Annotated in this window: 18 protein-coding genes; 10 read left to right on the forward strand and 8 right to left on the reverse strand. The window is 70.8% G+C overall.

The features are described 5' to 3' along the window. The first annotated feature begins 32 nt into the window (after positions 1–32). Complete coding sequence (locus ACWD0F_RS05285; RefSeq protein WP_449872656.1) at positions 33–1,052, forward strand: saccharopine dehydrogenase family protein; 1,020 nt, start codon at positions 33–35, stop codon at positions 1,050–1,052. A gap of 362 nt (positions 1,053–1,414) precedes the next feature. Here the strand turns inward: ACWD0F_RS05285 and ACWD0F_RS05290 are convergent, their stop codons facing one another. The 3 genes from ACWD0F_RS05290 to ACWD0F_RS05300 form a co-directional block, all read right to left on the reverse strand. Then, positions 1,415–2,263 (reverse strand): alpha/beta fold hydrolase, encoded by an 849-nt coding sequence (locus tag ACWD0F_RS05290; protein ID WP_449872657.1) that lies wholly within the window; start codon positions 2,261–2,263, stop codon positions 1,415–1,417. Beyond that, positions 2,208–2,735, reverse strand: a complete 528-nt coding sequence (locus tag ACWD0F_RS05295) for a hypothetical protein (RefSeq protein ID WP_449872658.1) — start codon at positions 2,733–2,735, stop codon at positions 2,208–2,210. Before ACWD0F_RS05295 ends, ACWD0F_RS05290 begins: the two co-directional genes overlap by 56 nt. A gap of 189 nt (positions 2,736–2,924) precedes the next feature. Further along, complete coding sequence (locus ACWD0F_RS05300; protein ID WP_449872659.1) at positions 2,925–3,221, reverse strand: DUF3817 domain-containing protein; 297 nt, start codon at positions 3,219–3,221, stop codon at positions 2,925–2,927. Between the two features lie 102 nt (positions 3,222–3,323). Between ACWD0F_RS05300 and ACWD0F_RS05305 the strand changes: the two genes are divergently transcribed. Beyond that, positions 3,324–4,313 carry a S66 family peptidase gene (locus ACWD0F_RS05305; RefSeq protein ID WP_449872660.1) on the forward strand — a complete coding sequence of 330 codons (990 nt, stop codon included), beginning with the start codon at positions 3,324–3,326 and terminating at the stop codon, positions 4,311–4,313. Positions 4,314–4,368: 55 nt separating this feature from the next. Here the strand turns inward: ACWD0F_RS05305 and ACWD0F_RS05310 are convergent, their stop codons facing one another. From ACWD0F_RS05310 to ACWD0F_RS05320, 3 genes are all read right to left on the reverse strand, one after another. Continuing rightward, complete coding sequence (locus ACWD0F_RS05310) at positions 4,369–4,722, reverse strand: ArsR/SmtB family transcription factor (protein WP_449872661.1); 354 nt, start codon at positions 4,720–4,722, stop codon at positions 4,369–4,371. Further along, entirely contained in the window at positions 4,719–5,165 is a 447-nt protein-coding gene (locus ACWD0F_RS05315; RefSeq protein WP_449872662.1) for an SRPBCC domain-containing protein, read from the reverse strand. The genes ACWD0F_RS05310 and ACWD0F_RS05315 overlap by 4 nt, the downstream gene beginning before the upstream one ends. Positions 5,166–5,259: 94 nt before the next feature. Beyond that, positions 5,260–5,721 carry an Lrp/AsnC family transcriptional regulator gene (locus tag ACWD0F_RS05320; protein WP_449872663.1) on the reverse strand — a complete coding sequence of 154 codons (462 nt, stop codon included), beginning with the start codon at positions 5,719–5,721 and terminating at the stop codon, positions 5,260–5,262. Between the two features lie 94 nt (positions 5,722–5,815). Between ACWD0F_RS05320 and ACWD0F_RS05325 the strand changes: the two genes are divergently transcribed. Both ACWD0F_RS05325 and ACWD0F_RS05330 read left to right on the forward strand, forming a co-directional pair. Continuing rightward, entirely contained in the window at positions 5,816–6,706 is an 891-nt protein-coding gene (locus ACWD0F_RS05325) for a PhzF family phenazine biosynthesis protein (RefSeq protein WP_449872664.1), read from the forward strand. Between the two features lie 14 nt (positions 6,707–6,720). Then, on the forward strand, positions 6,721–7,218 hold the full coding sequence (locus tag ACWD0F_RS05330; protein WP_449872665.1) for a nucleoside deaminase: 498 nt from the start codon (positions 6,721–6,723) through the stop codon (positions 7,216–7,218). A 55-nt stretch (positions 7,219–7,273) separates the two neighbouring features. On the opposite strand, the gene ACWD0F_RS05335 is transcribed toward ACWD0F_RS05330, so the two are convergent. Continuing rightward, entirely contained in the window at positions 7,274–8,575 is a 1,302-nt protein-coding gene (locus ACWD0F_RS05335) for an acyltransferase family protein (RefSeq protein ID WP_449872666.1), read from the reverse strand. A 226-nt stretch (positions 8,576–8,801) separates the two neighbouring features. Between ACWD0F_RS05335 and ACWD0F_RS05340 the strand changes: the two genes are divergently transcribed. The 4 genes from ACWD0F_RS05340 to ACWD0F_RS05355 all read left to right on the forward strand — a co-directional run bounded on the left by ACWD0F_RS05340 (position 8,802) and on the right by ACWD0F_RS05355 (position 13,573). After that, positions 8,802–10,616 (forward strand): ABC transporter ATP-binding protein, encoded by a 1,815-nt coding sequence (locus tag ACWD0F_RS05340; protein WP_449872667.1) that lies wholly within the window; start codon positions 8,802–8,804, stop codon positions 10,614–10,616. Positions 10,617–10,712: 96 nt separating this feature from the next. Beyond that, on the forward strand, positions 10,713–11,612 hold the full coding sequence (locus ACWD0F_RS05345; protein WP_449872668.1) for a helix-turn-helix domain-containing protein: 900 nt from the start codon (positions 10,713–10,715) through the stop codon (positions 11,610–11,612). 137 nt (positions 11,613–11,749) lie between these two features. Then, positions 11,750–12,721, forward strand: coding sequence for a hypothetical protein (locus ACWD0F_RS05350; RefSeq protein WP_449872669.1), 972 nt, complete (start codon positions 11,750–11,752; stop codon positions 12,719–12,721). A 75-nt stretch (positions 12,722–12,796) separates the two neighbouring features. After that, on the forward strand, positions 12,797–13,573 hold the full coding sequence (locus ACWD0F_RS05355) for an LLM class flavin-dependent oxidoreductase (RefSeq protein ID WP_449872670.1): 777 nt from the start codon (positions 12,797–12,799) through the stop codon (positions 13,571–13,573). Positions 13,574–13,770: 197 nt separating this feature from the next. On the opposite strand, the gene ACWD0F_RS05360 is transcribed toward ACWD0F_RS05355, so the two are convergent. Further along, positions 13,771–14,991, reverse strand: coding sequence for a cytochrome P450 (locus tag ACWD0F_RS05360; protein ID WP_449872671.1), 1,221 nt, complete (start codon positions 14,989–14,991; stop codon positions 13,771–13,773). A gap of 92 nt (positions 14,992–15,083) precedes the next feature. Here ACWD0F_RS05360 and ACWD0F_RS05365 point away from each other — a divergent pair, with 92 nt between their 5' ends. Then, positions 15,084–16,286, forward strand: coding sequence for an FAD-dependent monooxygenase (locus ACWD0F_RS05365; protein WP_449872672.1), 1,203 nt, complete (start codon positions 15,084–15,086; stop codon positions 16,284–16,286). A gap of 70 nt (positions 16,287–16,356) precedes the next feature. After that, entirely contained in the window at positions 16,357–17,802 is a 1,446-nt protein-coding gene (locus tag ACWD0F_RS05370) for an MFS transporter (protein WP_449872673.1), read from the forward strand. The last annotated feature ends 53 nt before the right edge of the window (positions 17,803–17,855 follow it).

The following is a 17,855-nucleotide window of genomic DNA, read 5'->3' on the forward strand; positions in this document are numbered from 1 at the left end:
TGACCCGGGTCCGGGGCCGCGAAGATCAAGCCATGACGCAGAGGAAGACAACCGTGGCCGTCTACGGCGCGTACGGCCACACCGCGCGATTCGTGATCGCCGAGCTCACGCGGCGCGGCTTCGGGCTGATCCTGTCCGGCCGCGACGAAGAGCGCCTGCTGGCCCTCGACCACCTGGGAGTGCCGATCAGGCCCGCGTCGGCCGACGATCCCGAGTCGCTCGACCGCGCGTTGTCGGGGGCCGCGGCGGTCATCAACTGCGCCGGGCCGTTCGCGCAGACCGCACTGCCCGTGCTCGACGCCGCCGTCCGCGCCGGCGCGCATTATTTGGACGTCTCGGCGGAGCAGGTCGTCTCCCTCGCGATTTTCGAGCGCGCGGCGGACGTGAGCACGGTCGTGGTCCCGTCCATGGCGTTCTTCGGCGGGCTCGGCGACCTGCTGGCCACCTCGGCGGCCGGCGACTGGACGGACGCGGACGCCGTCGAGATCGGGATAGCCCTCGACAGCTGGCATCCGACCGAGGGCACCAGGCGGACGGGGAAGATCAACGCGCCCAAGCACCTGATCTACACCGGGGGCACGTTCGTCTCTCCTCCGCAGCCGCCCGAGATCCGCATCTGGGAGTTCCCGCCGCCGTCCGGCACGCTGGAGGTCAGCGAGCTGGCCACCGCCGACTCGGTCGCGATCTCGCGCCACCTGAGCACGCCCGAGATCCGGGTGTACATGAACCGGCAGCCGCTGCGCGACGTCCGGGATCCCGGCAGCCCCGCGCCCGTGGCCGCGGACGGCAGCGGGCGTTCGTCGCAGACCTTCCTCGTGGACGCCGTCGTGCGCAGGGGCGGGGAGCAGCGCCGCGCGACCGCGTCCGGGAGGGACATCTACGCCGTCACCGCGCCTTTGGTGGTGGAGGCGACGGCGCGGATCCTCGACGGCCGCATCACCCGGACGGGCGCGGCGGCCCCCGGCGAGTTGTTCGACGCGCCGGACTTCCTGCGGGCCCTCGCCCCCGCGCCCCTCACACTCGGCCGCGCGGAGGCGACAGCCCGCCTGTAGCCTCACCCGGCCGGGTAGTCCGCAGACTAGTCGGTGAGTGATCTGTTCGCTCACCTACCATCTCGTTATGTCGTGGGATGCCGAGCTCCGGGCCCTGACCGAGCGGGTCGCGGGCTCGCTGTTCAAGCGGCCAGAGCCCCGTGCAACTGCTGGGAATCAGCCCCGAGACCGCCACCGCCTGGACCCAGGCCGGCGGCAACTGGGCCCGCTAGGCGGCTCAACTCCCTGACCGACCCAACCCCAGAACCTAAGGTGTCATCTCATCTGTTGTCCCCGCGTAGCAGGTGAGATGACATCTAAGAATATGGTTCTACCTGGGCAGACTCTCAGAGCGCTCCAGACAACCGGGATTATGCGCCTGCTCATTCCTTCGCGGAGCTCGTGAGAAATCGGATGATCAGATCGGTGAGGTCGCTGGGCTGCTCCGCGACCATGTTGTGGCTCGCGGCCAGCTCGGTCACGCGAACAGTGCTCGGGATGTCGTGAAGGTCGCGCCGTACCCCTCGGCGGAAGGCAGTCATGAGCTCACCGCCGTCCATTCCCGCCGGGTCTCGGTCGGACAGGACGACCAGCGCGGGGCACGTCACCGCGCGGAGGAGGGGGATCGCATCGCGAAAATCCGGCGCGTAGCGCAGCGCCGCCAGAGTCTCCGGGCCAGGGCGAAGGTAGCTGTGGCCGTCCCGGGCGGTGAGGGCTCTTTGAGGGAGCATCGGTGCCTGCTCGGCGGGGACCGGCCGGCCCATCATCGCGGCCTGAGCGTCGAAGGTGGCCTTGAGCTGGTCGAGGGCCGTCTTGAGCGCGTCCTGCGCCATGCCCGGATAGTTGCCCGGGTCGTTCTCCGCGGACCTGAGTCCGTCGAGGTTGACGATCGCCGGGCATCCGGGGTGGCGTCGCGCCCACATGATGGCGAGCATGCCGCCGAGAGAGTGGCCCACGATCGCCGGACGGTCCAGGCGGAAATGCTTGACCACGGCATCAAGGTCGTCGAGAACCGCGTCCCACTCCCAAGGACCGTCCCCGGACAGCCCGTGGCCGCGCAGGTCCATGGCCACGACCCGGTGCCTTCGCGCGAGGAGCGGTGCGAGCGCGTCCCAGGCTTCGAGCGTCCCGCCCAGCCCATGAAGGAGCAATACGGCGGGGCCGTCCCCGCCATGGTCACGGGCCGCCAGAGGAATGACATGGTCGGTGATGGTGATGTCCTGAGGGGACACGCTGCTCCTTTGGTTGGTTGAGCCGGGCGCGCACGGACTCCGTGGTCACCCCGCCGTCGGGATGGCGTTCGAGCTTCGCGCGCTTGACGAGGTCGTGAACCCCCTGGCGGGTGATGCCGAGCATCGCCGCAGCCGTGGCGTACGGCACGGCTGCGGCCCCCGGGTGCCCCGCGCGGCGGGCGACGGCCTGCCCGAAGGCTGAACGCCACCACGCCTCTGGAGGGTCGAACGGCTCGTCGCCAGGGAAGGCCGCCGCGATCAGCCGTGCCGCCGTACGGACCGCGAGCTTGTCGTCTGGGCCGAGCAGCTGTGCCGCCCATACCTCGGCCGCGATACGCAAGCGTTTCCGTATCGGCCGGACCTGATCATCCGACTCGAAAAGGATCTCGAGCGGGTCAACGATCCGGGTTTCCATCAGCCGGACGAGCTCTCTGGTCAGTTCGACGTGCTCTGCCGTGCTCGCATGGTTCACTTGACGAACAATAGCAAGTACTTGGCAGAGTATGTCAAGAAGAAAGGAAGCGTCGGTAGACGGGGCTGAGAGAGCGCTCTCTCAGCCCGCAAGGCTTGTATCAAGAACTGAAAAATGTGGTCGGACTTTTCTCTCGCGGTCACCGCACGGATCACAAGAGCACAGACGCCCGGCAGGGCCGGGCCCGGCTCAGGCGGGTTGCCCGGCCGCCGCGCGCGCCGCCATCCGCCGTTCGAACCACAACGAGGTGAACGGCGGCACCGAGCACGCCAGCCCCAGGATCACCGCGCCCCGGCTCCAGCCCGCCTCCCGCGCCGAGAGCAGCACCCCGAAGATGTACAACGCGAACAGCGCCCCGTGGATCGGCCCGAACACGTTCACCCCGAGCTCCCCGGTCTCGGTCACGTACTTGAAGAACATCCCGATGAGCAGCCCTGCCCACGAGCACGCCTCAGCGATGGCCACAATTCTGAACAACCGCAGCATGCCCCGCCCTTTCACCCGATTTCCGCGCACACTCTACAGGCCGTAGAGGAGGGCGCACTCGCCGGAGGGCGGCGTGCGGCGCGGACCGTTAGGCTTCGGCGGATGAAGGCGATCTTTCCCCGCAAGCTGCACGAGGGCGATGTCGTACGCGTGGTGGCGCCGTCCAGGTCGCGCGCGATGGTGATGGAGCACGACCACACCGGCATCATCGACTCCAGGTTCGCCGAGCTGGGCCTGACGCTCTCGTACGGCGGCCACGTCGACGAGCGGGACGCGTTCGACTCTTCCAGCGTCGCCTCGCGGGTCGCCGATCTGCACGAGGCCTTCGCGGACCCGTCGGTGGCCGCGATCCTGACGGTCATCGGCGGTTACAACGGCAACGAGCTCCTGCCGTTCCTGGACTGGGAGCTGATCCGCGCCAACCCGAAGATCCTGTGCGGATACTCCGACATCACCGCCCTGCAGAACGCCATCCTCGCCCGGACCGGCCTGGTGACCTACTCCGGGCCCCACTGGTCGACGTTCGGCATGCGCGATCATGTCGAGCAGATCGTGGACTGGTTCACCTCGGTCATGTTCGACAGTGCTCCGGTCAGCCTCGCGCCGTCGGCGTACTGGAGCGACGATCTCTGGTTTCTCGACCAGGACGAGCGCGAGCTGCTCCCCAACGAGGGATGGTGGCCGATCCGGCCCGGCGCCGCCGAGGGACACATCGTCGGCGGCAATCTCTGCACGCTGAACCTGCTGCAGGGCACCCCCTGCATGCCGTCCCTCGACGGCGCGATACTGATCGTCGAGGACGACCTCGAGTCGCACCCGGCGACCTTCGCCCGCGACCTGACCTCGCTGCTGCAGCTTCCCGACGCGCCGGGTGTCCGCGGACTGGCGATCGGGCGCTTCCAGCACGCCAGCCGGATGACCCGCCCGCTGCTGGAGCAGATCGTCGACGCCCAGCCGGCGCTGGCCGGCGTCCCCGTCCTGGCCAACATCGACGTCGGCCACACCTACCCCTTGGCCACCTTCCCGATCGGCGGCCAAGGCGGGCTCACCGTCACCGGCACCCAGGCAAGCCTGACGCTGCTGCGCCACTGACCTCATCGCCGGTGCGCGGCCATGCGTGGCCGCGCTGACGGGGGAGAGCGGCGGGTCAGGACGAATCCCGCTCCGCTGTCTCGGCGATGCGCTTGATGTTCGCCAGGCGCCGATCCCAGTCGGCCGCGAGCCCGGCCATCCACCGCGCCGTCGCGTCCAGCGCCGCCGGCCGCACCGCGTACCGCACCTCGCGTCCGACCCGGCCGCCGGAGACCAGCCCGGCGGCGTCCAGGACGGCGAGGTGCTTGACCACCGCCTGCCGGGTGACGGGAAGTCGTTCGGCCAGCGTCGTCGCGGTCGCCTCGCCCTGGGCGGCGAGCAGATCGAGGAGCTGACGCCGCGTCGGGTCGGCCAGTGCGACGAGGACGCTGTCGACCGACGCGACGTCGCCGCGCTGTTCGTCCGTCACACCGATGGCTGCTCGGTGCGCGTCCTGAACGCGTCGAGGACCTGGGGCCACCCGCCGGCATTGTCCTTCAGCGCCTGACCGCGCAGTTCCTCGCTCCCCGCCAGCGCCGCGAACCCGCTCTCGACGACCCGCAACCGCGTCTTGTCGCCTTCCGGGGTCAACGTGAACTCCACCAGGGTGCTGTTGTCCTCGCGCAGGTCCTCTCCAGGGAACGCGCTGGCCCAGCGATAGGCCAGGTACGTCGGCGGCTCGACCTTCTCCACCCGTACCGGGAAGTCGCCGTACTCGGCGTTCTTCGCCACTGTCGACTCCCCTTCTCTGGCCACGGTGCCGGACACGGTCCCCTGGTCGGCCACCCAGAAGCCGGGCTCGGCCACCAGCGACCAGACCCGCTCCAGAGATGCCGCGATCAGTGTTTCGCGCTCGATCCGATCCTCGCTCATAAGAGGGCTCCTTCGTTGCCGTCGGCTGATGTGCAACTCAAAGATTGCACATCAGCTCTCCAGGTGCAACTCTGGAGTTGCGCGATAGGGTGAGTCAGGTGGGCAGGGGGGTGGGGCGGTCGACGACGATCTCGTAGACCAGGTCGGTGGTGATGGAGCCGACCCGGGCGAGTTCGGAGGTGATCTCCTCCAGGTCGCTCATGCCGGTGGCCACGATCTCCATCACGTAACAGGACTCTCCCGTGACGCGCAGGCAGCGCACGATCTGCGGCTGGCCGGCCAGCGTGGCGGCGACCTTGTCGTACAGCGAGCCGTGCACCTTCATCCGGACGATCGCGCGCAGGGTGTAGCCCAAGGCTTCAGGCTCGACGCGCGCCCGATAGTCGCTGATGGCCCCGTGCTCCTCCAGGAGACGCAGCCGGGTACGGGTGGCCGAGACGCTGAGCTGGATCGTCTCGGCGAGCTTGGCCAAGGTCGCCCGGCCGTCGGTCTGCACGGCGGTGATCAGGGCACGGTCCACGTCGTCCAGGGGTCTGGCAGCCGGTGTGTTCGTCATTAGTGCAGGATCCCGCAGATTCTGCGCCGGAGCCACCGATGGTCGATCGATTCGAGGTGTGACACCCCCCTATGGGCTCTCTAGCGTTGACCTCATGACGACTTCGACACCGTTCTTCCTCATCGACGTCTTCGCTGAGCGCCCGCTGACCGGGAATCCGCTGGCACTGGTGCCGGACGCGGACGAACTGACCGAGACCCAGATGCGCGACATCGCCCGCGAGTTCAACCAGTCCGAGACCACCTTTCTGCTCCAGCCCACCCAGCCGGGCGCCGCGTGGCGGCTGCGGTCGTTCACCCCGATCGGAGCCGAGGTGGACGGCGCCGGCCACAACGCGCTCGGCGCCTGGTTGTGGCTCGCAGACCAGGGACTGACCGGGGACGGGCCATCACGGACGCTTTTGCAGGAGATCGGCAAGGAGGTGCTGCCCGTCGAGGTCGTCCGCCAGGACGGAGCAGGCGTCCGGATCGTGATGGAGCAGTCGTCGCCCGTCTTCGGGGCCGTGATCGAGGACGCCTCCCGGCTCGCCGCCGCGCTCGGGCTGACGCCCGAGGACCTGGCCGCCGACCGGCCGGCGCAGGTCGTCTCCACCGGGGTCGCCCACCTGCTCGTCCCGCTGGCCGATCGCCCGGCCGTCGACGGCACCGCCGTCGAGAGCCGGGACCTGGCCGCGATCCTCGCCGAGGTGGGCGCCGAGGGCTGCTACGTCTACACCACCGCGCCCGGCGAGCCTGAGGCGGACGCCTACAGCAGGTTCTTCAACCCCACCGTGGGCATCGTCGAGGACCCGGCCACCGGCACGGCCGCCGGGCCGCTCGCCGCCTTCCTCCTTCGCGCGCGCGGCGCCGACGCGGGTCTGGTCGTCATCGAGCAGGGACACGCGCTCGGCCGGCCCAGCCGGATCCAGGTCGAGGTCGACGGCGACCGGGTACAGATCTCCGGGTCCGGGATCGTCACGGCCCACGGCCGGATCAGGGTCGCATGAAAGCGGGGACCACGATGACCATCGACGACCTCACCTCCACCGACCTGGCGCACCTGCGCCGCTGCGTCGAGCTCGCCACCGAGGCCCTTGAGGCGGGCGACGGCCCGTTCGGCTCCGTCCTGGCCGACGCCGACGGGACCGTCCTGGCCGAGGAGCGCAACCGCGAGGTGACCAGCGGCGATCCGACCGCCCACCCCGAGTTCGTCCTGGCACGGTGGGCGGCGGAGCACCTCACGCCGCAGCGGCGATCGGCCGCCACGGTGTACACGTCAGGAGAGCACTGCCCGATGTGCTCGGCGGCGCACGCCTGGGTCGGGCTGGGCCGGATCGTCTACGTGCTCTCCGCCACCGAGCTCGCCGACTGGCGCGCCGGGCTCGGACGGCCCGCCTCACCCGTGCTGAGCCTGCCGATCAACGAGATCGCGCCCGGCATCGCCGTCATAGGACCGGTGCCGTCCCTCGGCGAGGAGATGCGGGAGCTGCACGCGCGGGCGGCCAGACGTTCCGGCTAGGCCCCGGCCGCCAGACGGTCGCCGGGTCAGGCCGGGCCGGTAGGCGGTCGCCGGGTCAGGTGGTTGTTCCGGGCCGGGGTCGCGTGGCGGAGCGAGCCAGGCGGCGGCCGAGCTCCTGGGCCGGTCGTTCGACGAAGCGGTAGCTCAGGGCGGCGCAGGCGACCACCGCCGCCAGCAGCACCACGGCCCAGGTGATCCGCGCGGCGAGGGAGACGCCGGCGGCCGCGGGGACCAGCCGTCGCAAGATCTGCACCGCGAGGGGGTGCAGCAGATAGACGGAGTAGCTGATCAGCCCGAGGCGTACGAGGAAGCCGGGAAACGTGGCCGAGCGCAGCAGGCGGCCGAGCATGAAGGTCAGCCAGGCCGCCACCACGGCGGCGGACCAACTCCACCTGAACGCCAGCGCCTGCTCGTCGGACATGCCCCAGCCGGGCCCGAACCAGATCGCGGCGGTGATGGACACGACCGGCACCAGCTCGATCAACCATCTCCGCGCCCCCCGGCGGAGCTGCCCATGGTCCAGCCGGTAGAGCGCCGTCCCGGCGAACATGACGGACACGATGGACAGGCTCTGCCACGCGCCGACCCGGCTGTTGGCCCCGAGCAGGACGACGGCCAGGACGGCCAGGGCGGCCGCGCCGCACAGTCGTACCCGATGGCCGCCGCCGAGGATCGCGGCGAGTCCCGACATCAGCACGACGGCCACGATCAGCACGACGACGTCACCGCCGAGACCCCGTGACAGGGCGCCGGCCGGGAGCACACCGCCCACGAGCACGCCCGCCATCGCGACGGTGAGAATGCCGGTGGTCCGCGCGCGATGTCGCCCGAAGATGAAGATCGCGGTCACCAGCAGGTAGAACACCATCTCGTAGGAGAGCGTCCAGAACACGTTGACGACGCTGGCCACCTGCAGGAAGTCCTGCAACATCGTCAGGTGGGCGATGCCGGACGTGACCGGGTGGTCGCTCAGCTGGGCGGGCAGGACCGAGTAGACCCGCACGAGTCCGAACACGGTGCCGATGCCCGCCGCGACGATCCACAGGGGGTAGATGCGGAACAGGCGGCTGATCCAGAAACCGGCGACGCTGCCACGCCGTTCGAGCGAGGCCGGCACCACGTAGCCGCTGACGAGGAAGAACAGCATGACGCCGTACTGGCCGAAGTCGAACCACGGGCTGATGGTCGCGCGGACTTCGGGAAAGAGGGGATCCAGCAGGTGCTCGAAGAGCACGGCGAGCACGGCCACGCCGCGCAGGGCGTCCAGCCAGGTCTGCCGGCGGGCCGGTGGGGGCGCCTGTTCCTGGAGCGCGGCCTGCGGCCCGCCGCCTTTCCGGGCCGTCAGGTTGATAGACATTCAGTCACGTTATGGGGTCAACCTGGGTGAATGCTCAAAGTAACCCCAGGTGAGGGACCTGGACGGCCTGGGATCGGCCGGATCGGGCGAGGCATCGAGGCCGGCCGGGCGGCCGGAAAATCGTTCGCTCCCCCTCACCGCCCTGCGGCAGCATGGGTCGTGAGGGCACTCGGGGAGGTGAATGGTCGTGCGCGGGTCACTCGGCAATCCCGGGGACGCTCCATCGGTGCGAAGGTCGGCGGTCCAGCTCGCCCTGCGCTACTACTGCGGCGAGCTGATGCGCCAGTGGCGGGTCGCGGTGCCGGCGCTGACGATGCCGGCGACGGGGAACATCTGCCTGTTCTACCTGGCTCCGCTGATGGTGGCCGGGCTCTTGGGACATCTGGCCGATGGCGGCGACGGCACCCTCGCCGAGCTCCTGCCCTACGTTCTCGGCTTCGGCGCGTTGCTGCTGGCGGGCGAGGTGTTGTGGCGGGTCGGACTGCACTTCCTGAACCGTACGGACGCCCGGGGCGTCGAACGGCTCGGCGTCGTGGGCATGGACGAGCTGCTGGCCAAGGACGCCACGTTCTTTCATGACAACTTCGCCGGTTCGCTGACGAAACGGGTGCTCGGGTTCTCCTCCAGGTTCGAGGACTTCGCCGACACGCTCATCTTCTCGATCATGGCCAAGCTGGTGCCGCTGATCTTCGCCTCGGTGGTGTTGTGGCGTTATCACCCGCTGCTGGTCCTCGTCCTGGTGGGCCTCATCATCGTCACCGGCGTACTCGTCGCCCCGCTCATCCGCCGTCGCCAGGTGCTGGTCGACGAACGCGAGGCCGCCAAGGTGCTGGTGTCGGGCCACGTCGCCGACGTGCTGGCCAACATGGACACGGTCCGCGCGTTCGCCGCCGAGGATCGCGAAGCCACCGAACATCGGGCCAGGGTCGCCGTGCAGAGCAAGTTGTCGCTGCGCTCCTGGGACTACGGCAACCTCCGGGTGGACACCGTCGTCGCCCCGCTGTCCGTACTCACCAGCGTCGTGGGCCTGCTCCTCGCCGTGGCGCTGCGCGGTGGTCTGGGGGTGGAGGCCATCGTGGTGACGTTCACCTACTACTCCAACACGATCAGCATCATGTTCGAGTTCAACCAGGTGTACCGGCGCATGGAGACGGTGCTCACCGAAGCCGCGCAGTTCACCGAGCTGCTCCTCGTCCCGCCCACCGTGCTCGATCCGGGGCAGCCGCAGCCGCTGCGCCCGGCGGACGCGGGGGTGCGCTTCGAACGGGTGAACTTCGCGCACGCCCATGGTCCGCCGCTCTTCGAGAACCTGGATCTGGACATCCGCAGCGGCACCAAGATCGGGCTGGTCGGCCAGTCCGGCGGCGGCAAGACCACCCTCACCCGGCTGCTGCTGCGTCTCATGGACGTCGACGGGGGCCGGATCCTGATCGGCGGCCAGGACATCACCCGGTTGAGCCAGGCCGACCTGCGCAGCCTGATCGCCTACGTCCCCCAGGAGCCGGCCATGTTCCACCGGTCGGTGCGCGACAACATCGCGTTCGCCCGGCCGGACGCCACCGACGCCGAGATCCTCCGGGCCGCGCGGGCGGCACACGTCACGGAGTTCGCCGACTCCCTGCCTGACGGACTCGACACCCTGGTGGGCGAGCGCGGCGTCAAGCTCTCCGGCGGCCAGCGGCAACGCCTCGCCCTCGCCCGCGCCATCGTGCGCGACGCTCCGATCCTGCTGCTGGACGAGGCGACCAGTGCCCTGGACTCCGAGAGCGAGCTCCTGGTGCAGGAAGCCTTGTGGCAGCTGATGCGGGACCGTACGGCGCTCGTGGTCGCGCACCGCTTGAGCACCGTCGTCCGCATGGACCGGCTGGTCGTGCTCAACCGGGGGCGCATCGTGGAGGAGGGCACCCACCACGAGTTGCTCCAGGCCGAGGGTTCCTACGCCCGGCTCTGGCGCCACCAGTCCGGCGGCTTCCTGATCGATGACGAGGTCGAGGTCAATGACGACGTCGACGACGACACCTCGGACGCGCTCCGCCGCTGACCGGTGCCCGGGTCGCCGGGGCCGATGCCGGACCCTGCGGATCCCTACCCCAGCGGGGTGCGGCGCGGATCATCGGTGGTCCGCATACTTGGCTCCATGAACAAGCACGGGCAACTCGCCGGCTTCCTGCAGGCGCGCCGGGGCCTGCTGCGGCCCGAAGACCTCGGGCTGCGGACGTACGGCGAGCGGCGCCGGGTGCCGGGGCTGCGGCGCGAGGAGGTCGCGATGCTCGCGGGCATCAGCGCGCCCTACTACGCTCGCCTGGAGCAGGGCCAGTCGCACAACGCCTCGCGCGAGGTGCTCGACGCCATAGCGAGCGCCCTGCGGCTGGACGACTCCGAACGAGCCCATCTGCACGCCCTGGCCCGGGCGCCGAAGCGGCCAGGACCCGCGAGCCGGCCGCGTGCCGAACGCGTCACCCCGGCCACCCGTGCTCTGCTGGCGGCATTGGCGGGCACGCCCGCCATCGTGATCGGCCGCCGCAGCGACGTCCTGGCCTGGAACCGTCAAGGTCACGCGCTCTTCGCCGGCCACCTCGATCCGGGCGGCCCCGACGACCCGGCCCGGCGGCCGAACATGGCCAGGCTGGTGTTCCTCGACGCGCACACCCGTGACCTGTACGTCGACTGGCTCGCCAAGGCCAGAGCCGTGGTGGGCAACCTGCGCCTGACGGCTGGGCGATACCCGGACGATCCGCTGCTGGCCGCACTGATCGGCGAGCTGACCATGCGCAGCCAGGACTTCGCCGCGATGTGGGCCGATCACCGGGTCCTGCCCTGCGATGTCGCCGACTACGAGATGCGCCATCCCCTGGTCGGGACCTTGACGGTCACCCAGCAGACGGTGCAGAGCCCGCAAGGGGACGGTCCGGCCGTGGTGGTGGCCACGGCCGATCCCGGCTCCTCCTCCGCGACGGCCCTGACCCTGCTCGACCATGTCACGGCACCCCGGGAGCCGGCCCAGCCGCGCCCCGGCGCCGGCGTTCACACCATCTGACCGGCCTCTCCCCGAGGCGCCCCTCGACCACGGCGCCGCACCGCGGCTGCCGCATGCCCAAAACCGTGCCGACAACCGTGCCACGAACCGTGCCACGAACCGTGCCACGAACCGTGCCAGAACACAGTGAAGGAACCATGTCCAAGCGAAGCATCAAGATCACAATGTCGGGCCTGCTGATGGCCGCGACCGCCCTCATGACGACCGCGCCGGCCGACGCGACGTCCGCTCGAACGTTCCTGACAGACGTACGGGTCGCCACCCACTTCGACGTGGACGCCGACCAACTGCCCGAGAACATCACCCTGCTACCTGACGGCACGGCGGACATCACCTTCGCCGCCGGCCGCCAGGTGGCTCAGGTCACCCCGAAGGGCACGACCCGCATCCTGGCGACGCTGCCTGTCCCCGCCGACGGCGGAGTCAACACACCGGTCCTCGGCTTTCCCCTGACCACCGGCATCGTCCACACCTCGGGCGGCACGGTGTACGTGTTGTACGCGACCGGCACGGCCGATCTGACCGGGTTGTGGCGGCTGCGCCCCGGGCAGGCCCCGCAGCGGGTCGCCGCGCTGCCCGCGAGCGGCCTGCCCAACGGCCTGGCCCTGGACGAGCAGGGCGAACGGCTCTACATCACCGACTCGGTGCTCGGCACCGTGTGGACCGTCCCCCTCGCCGGCGGCACGCCCACCGCGTGGTCCACCGCTCCCGAACTCGCCTCGACCGGCTTCCTCGGCGTCAACGGCGCGAAGGTGCACCGTGGCGCCCTGTGGGTGACCAACCTCGACCGGGGCACCCTGCTGCGCATTCCGATCCGCTCCGGGAACCGGGCCGGAACGCCGCGGGTCAAAGCATCAGGGCTGGCCGGCATCGACGACTTCGCCTTCACCGGCCGCGGCGACGAGGTCCTCGCCGCACTCAACGGCCCCAACACGGTCGTCCGCATCCAGCCCGACGGCACCAGCACCACCGTTCTGGACGCCGCCGACGGGCTGCAGAACCCCACCTCGGTCGCGCTGCGCGGCAACGACGTGTACGTGCTCAGCGCCGCCTACACCACGGGCACCGACCCCAACCTGCTGCGCGCCCGCGTACGCGATCACCGCTAGCACCCGGCACGACACGTGCTGTGCGGGGGCCGGTCGTGAAGGTCCGCGCGCCGGAAGGGCGCATAGCCTTGGACCATGGTGCGATTCGCGGTCGGGTTGCCGAATGTCGGCGAGTTCGGCGACCCCCAGGTGCTGACGGAGTTGGGCGTCGCGGCCGAGGAGCACGGCTGGGACGCGGTCTATGTGTGGGATCACCTGCTCTACTCCGATCGCGAGTGGCCGGTCGTGAGCCCGACGGTGGTGTTGTCGGCGATCGCGGCTCGTACCAGCCGGATCCGGATAGGCGTGTTGATGACGGCCCTGCCCCGGCGGCGGGTGCAGATCGTGGCGCAGGAGACCGCCACGCTGGACCGGCTGTCCGGGGGGCGGCTGGTCTTCGGCGCCGGTCTGGGGTCGATGGACGCCGAGTACACGCAGTTCGGTGAGGATCCCGACCTGAAGGTCCGCGCCGCCAGGCTGGATCATGGATTGACGGAGCTGACGAGACTCTGGGAGGAGTTGCCGCCGCCCCCGGTCCAGCGGCCGCGGATCCCGATCTGGATTCCGGGGCGGTGGCCGACCCGGGCGGGGTTCCGGCGGGCGGCCCGGTGGGACGGGGCGATGCCGACCTTCCAGCACTTCGGGCGGGAGCGGCCGGTGCCCGTCGCGGAGTTCGCCCGAGTGGTGGAGTTCCTGGCTGAGCAGCGGGGTTCGCTGGACGGGTTCGACATCGCGCTGGAGGGACGCGCCGCGGACGGCCTGGTCGACGGGTACACGGCGGCGGGCATGACGTGGTGGGTGGAGGCGATGGGCTGGTGGCGCGGCGGGGTCGAGAACGCCCGGTCCACCATCGCCGCCGGCCCGCCCCGCTGACCGTCGCCAGCCCTTCGGGCACCGAACCGCCAGCCCTTCGGGCACCGAACCGCCCGCCCTTCGGGCACCGAACCGGCCGCTCTTCGGGCACCGAACCGGCCGCTCTTCGGGCACCGAACCGGCCGCTCTTCGGCACCGAGCCGGTCGGGCCGCCCCGCTGCCCGGCGCTCGCCCGTCGGGCACCGAGCCCGCGTCGGCTACAGCGCGGGCTCGCCGGCCGGGCCCCAGGTGACCGGAATGGACTCGGGCTTACGGAAGGCGGCGCCCTGCCGCCAGCGCAGGCCGGAGGGCGGAACCGCCAGGCGGAGCCGGGGCTCGTGGGCGGCCAGCGCCCGCACGACGGCCTCGATCTGCAGGCGCGCGAGCCGGTTGCCCGGGCAGAAGTGCGGGCCGTGGCCGAACCCGAGATGGGCCTGGCGGTCCCGGTCGGGATTGAAGTCCTCGGGGTCGGGAAAAGCCAGCGGATCACGGTTGGCCGCCTCCAGCGAGATCAGGACGAGCTCCCCGGCCTTGATCGTCATCCCGTCGACCTCGATGTCCTCCAAGGCCAGCCGTTTGATGCCGCCGGTCACCAGCGGCGTGTAGCGCAGCAGCTCCTCCACCGTCGTGGCCGTCAGGCCGGGATCGCCGCGCAGGGCGTCCAGCCAGCCGGGGTGGCGTAGCAGGGTGACCAGGGAGCCGGCCAGGAAGCTGACCGAGGTCTGGACCCCCACGAAGAGCATCATCATGGCGAACGCGATCACATCGCTCTCCGCCAGGGCCCCCGTCTGGGCGATGCGCTTGATCAGGTGGTCGCCGGGAGCGGCCACGATCTCGGGCAGACGGCGCTCGAAGAACCGGAACGTCGCCTGGTCGGACCGGCGCATGCGCTCGGCGCTGTGCCCGTATACCGGCCCCCAGGACAGGATCTCCTCCCACCACTGACGCAGGCGCTCCTTGTCCTGCTCTTCGAACTCGCCCAGCAGGTGCCGGTAGGCCACCGCGAAGGCCAGGGAGACGGCCAGCTCCTTGAACAGGTCGGCGGGCGGCTCCCGGCGGGTGAGGTCGCGCAGCAGGCCGGCGGCTTGTGCCTCGGCCCACCCCTGATGCCGGTGCAGCGTGCGCGGGGCCAGCGCGTCGGTCAGCAGGCCCTGGATTCCCGCGTTCCGCACCTTGCCGATGAGGTCGGTGGTCCCGTTGGGGAAGCGCAGCGGCCACGGCTCCTGGCGGGGCGCGCCGGCCTGCATGGCCGCCGCCATGTTGAGCCGGGGGTCGCTGAGCAGTCGCTTGGCGAGGTCGTAGCGGATGACCAGCCAGGCGGTGTCGCCGCTGACGGTGGTGACGCGGGTGGCGGGCGCGGGGGACGAGCGGATCGCGGTGAGCCGCGGGGACAACTCGAAGCCCCAGTCACCGAGGGGGAAGTCGTGGCTGGCGGTCATGCGGCGCGGCCTTTCGACGGCGGGATCTGCCCGATCGTTGCTTTCTGTAATCGAATGATAACAATATGTTGTCAACGAGGAAAGGATGTGACATGGGATCAGTAAAGACAGCGCTGGTCATCGGTGCCGGCGTGGCCGGACCTGTCGTGGCCATGGCGCTGCGCCGCATCGGCATCCGTTCGACGATCTACGAGGCGCACACCGCCGCGCCCGGCGACCTCGGCGGGGTGATCACGCTCACCGCCAACGGCCTCGACGCCCTGGCGGTCGTCGGCGCGGACGACGCCGTCCGGCGGATCGGCTGGCCGGTGACCCGGTTCCTGCTGGCCGACCACAAAGGGCGGCCCATTCCCGGATACGAGCTGCCGCGCGACCTGCCGTGCGCCCAGGCCGTCTGGCGCTACGACCTGTGCCGCACCCTGAGCTCGATGGCACTGGCCGAGGGCGTTTCCATCGAGTACGGCAAGCGACTGGTCGGCGTGTCCGAGTCGGCGGACGACGTCACGGCCGAGTTCGCGGACGGCGGCACGGCCCGCGCCGACGTGCTCATCGGCGCCGACGGAGTGCGCTCGGCCGTCCGCACCCTGATCGACCCCGCCGCGCCGCCGCCGAAGTACTTCCCGCTGCTGGACTTCTACGGCGTGTCCGACCTGGTCGTGCCGGGCACGAGCGACAGTCCGTGCGCGATCGTGGGGCGGCGGGCCGTGCTCGGCTACTGGCCGCAGATCGAGGGCGGCACGGTCTGGTACGGCAACCTGCCCATCGACGGCCCGCTGACCGCGGCCGCGGCCCGCCGCGTGCCCGCCGCCCAGTGGCTCGACCGGATCAGGCGGGTGTACGCCGACGACGCCCTGGCCCGTGACCTGTTCGCGCACACCAGCCCGGACCGGCTCTGCGTCGCCGGCTCGATGGTCATGATGCCGCCGGTCCCGCGCTGGCACCGCGGCCGGATGGTGCTGGTCGGCGACTCCGTGCACGCTCCCTCCTCCAGCTCCGCCCAGGGGGCCGCGCTCGCGGCCGAGAGCGCGGTGGAGCTCGTCCGCTGCCTGCGCGACCTGGGCGATCCCGCCACCGCCTTCACCGCCTACGAGCAGGCGCGCCGCGCGCGGGTGGAGAAGATCGCCGCGCGCATGGCCAAGGGGAACGTGGTCAAGGCGTCGGGCGCGGTGGCCATGTCGTTGCTGAGACTGCTCTGGCCCATCGTGAGCCGGACGGTCGCCAGCCCCGAGGTGCTCTTCGGCGCCATCTGCCGGCACCGCACCGACTGGGCCGCCCCGGCCCGGCCGCCCAGGTGAGCCTATGTGCGCTAACTTTCGGTAGTCATCAGATTACAGCTGATGGTTGAGGCTCGGTGAGAGGAGACCGGTGCTAGATCGCCCCGCGGGAAGCAAGTGGCTGGTCCTGGCCGTCATCGCACTGACGCAGCTCCTCGTCGTGCTGGATTCCACCGTGGTGGGCACCGCCCTGCCGTCGGCTCAGGCGGATCTGCGTTTCTCCGACGGTGACCGCCAGTGGGTGGTCACCGCGTACACGCTGGCGTTCGGCAGTCTGCTCCTCATCGGCGGGCGGATCGCGGACCTGCTCGGGCACAAGACCGCCCTGCTGGGCGGCATGGTGGGCTTCGCCGTCGCCTCCGGGGTGGCCGGCGCGGCCGGCGGGTTCGGCGTCCTGGTCTGTGGCCGCGCGCTGCAGGGTGTCTTCGCCGCCGTGCTCGCGCCCGCCGCCCTGGCCGTGCTGACGAGCACGTTCACCGACGAGCGCGAGCGCGGGAAGGCGTTCGGCATCTTCGGCTCGGTCGCCGGATCGGGCCTCGGCGTGGGGCTGCTGCTGGGCGGGGTGCTGACGGAGCAGTTCGGCTGGCGCTGGTGTCTGTACATCAACCTGGTGCTGGCGCCGGTGGCGTTCGCCGGGCTCGCCCTGCTGCTGCCGCACCGGCCGCGCCACCGCGCGGCGCGGCTCGACACCCCGGGCGCCCTCGTGGTCACCGCCGGGCTGTTCTGCCTGGTGTACGGCCTGTCCAACACGCAGGACGCCGGCTGGGGCACGCCGTCGTCAGGAGGGCTCCTGGTCGTCGCCGTCGCGTTGCTGGCGCTCTTCGCCGCCATGCAGGCGCGGGCCGCGCACCCGCTGCTGCCGCCGGGCATCCTGCTGGACCGCGACCGGGGCGCCGCGTTCGCCGCCCTGCTCGTCGCCTCCGCCGGCATGTTCGGCGTCATGTTGTTCCTGACCTACTACCTGCAGCAGAGCCTGCATCTCGGCCCCCTGCGCGGCGGTCTGGCCTTCCTGCCGATGGTCGCCTGCCTCATGGTGGCCGCGCCCGTGTCGGCCGGCGCGCTCGCGCCCCGGATGGGGATCAGGGCGGTGGTGGCGATCGGCATGGCGGTATGCGCCCTCGCCATGATCTGGCTCACCCGGCTCGGCCTCGACAGCACCTACCTGAACGGGGTCGTCGGCCCGCTGTCGCTCTTCGGAGCCGGCGTGGGTCTCGTCATCGCACCGGTCATCAGCGTGGCGACCTGCGGAGTGGCGCCCGAGGACGCCGGGGTCGCCTCGGCGGTCGTCAACGCCACCCAGCAGGTCGGCGGGACGATCGGCGTCGCGCTGCTGAGCCTGCTGGCCGTCCGGGCCACCGGCGACTCCACCGGCGACTCCACCGGCGGCCTCGCCCGGGCTAGCGCGGCGCTGCAGGCGTACGTCAGCGTCTTCTGGGCGCTGGCGGCGATGTTCGCCGTGGGCATGGTCGCGTCCGCGCTGCTGTTCCGCCGTTCCGAAACCCGGCTCGTCGCCAGCCCTACCAGCGCGGATTCCTAAACATCGCACGGATTCACCTATCGCCCAAGGTTCACCCTAAGTAATGGAGGGAA

This window comes from Nonomuraea sp. NPDC002799, assembly GCF_053592075.1.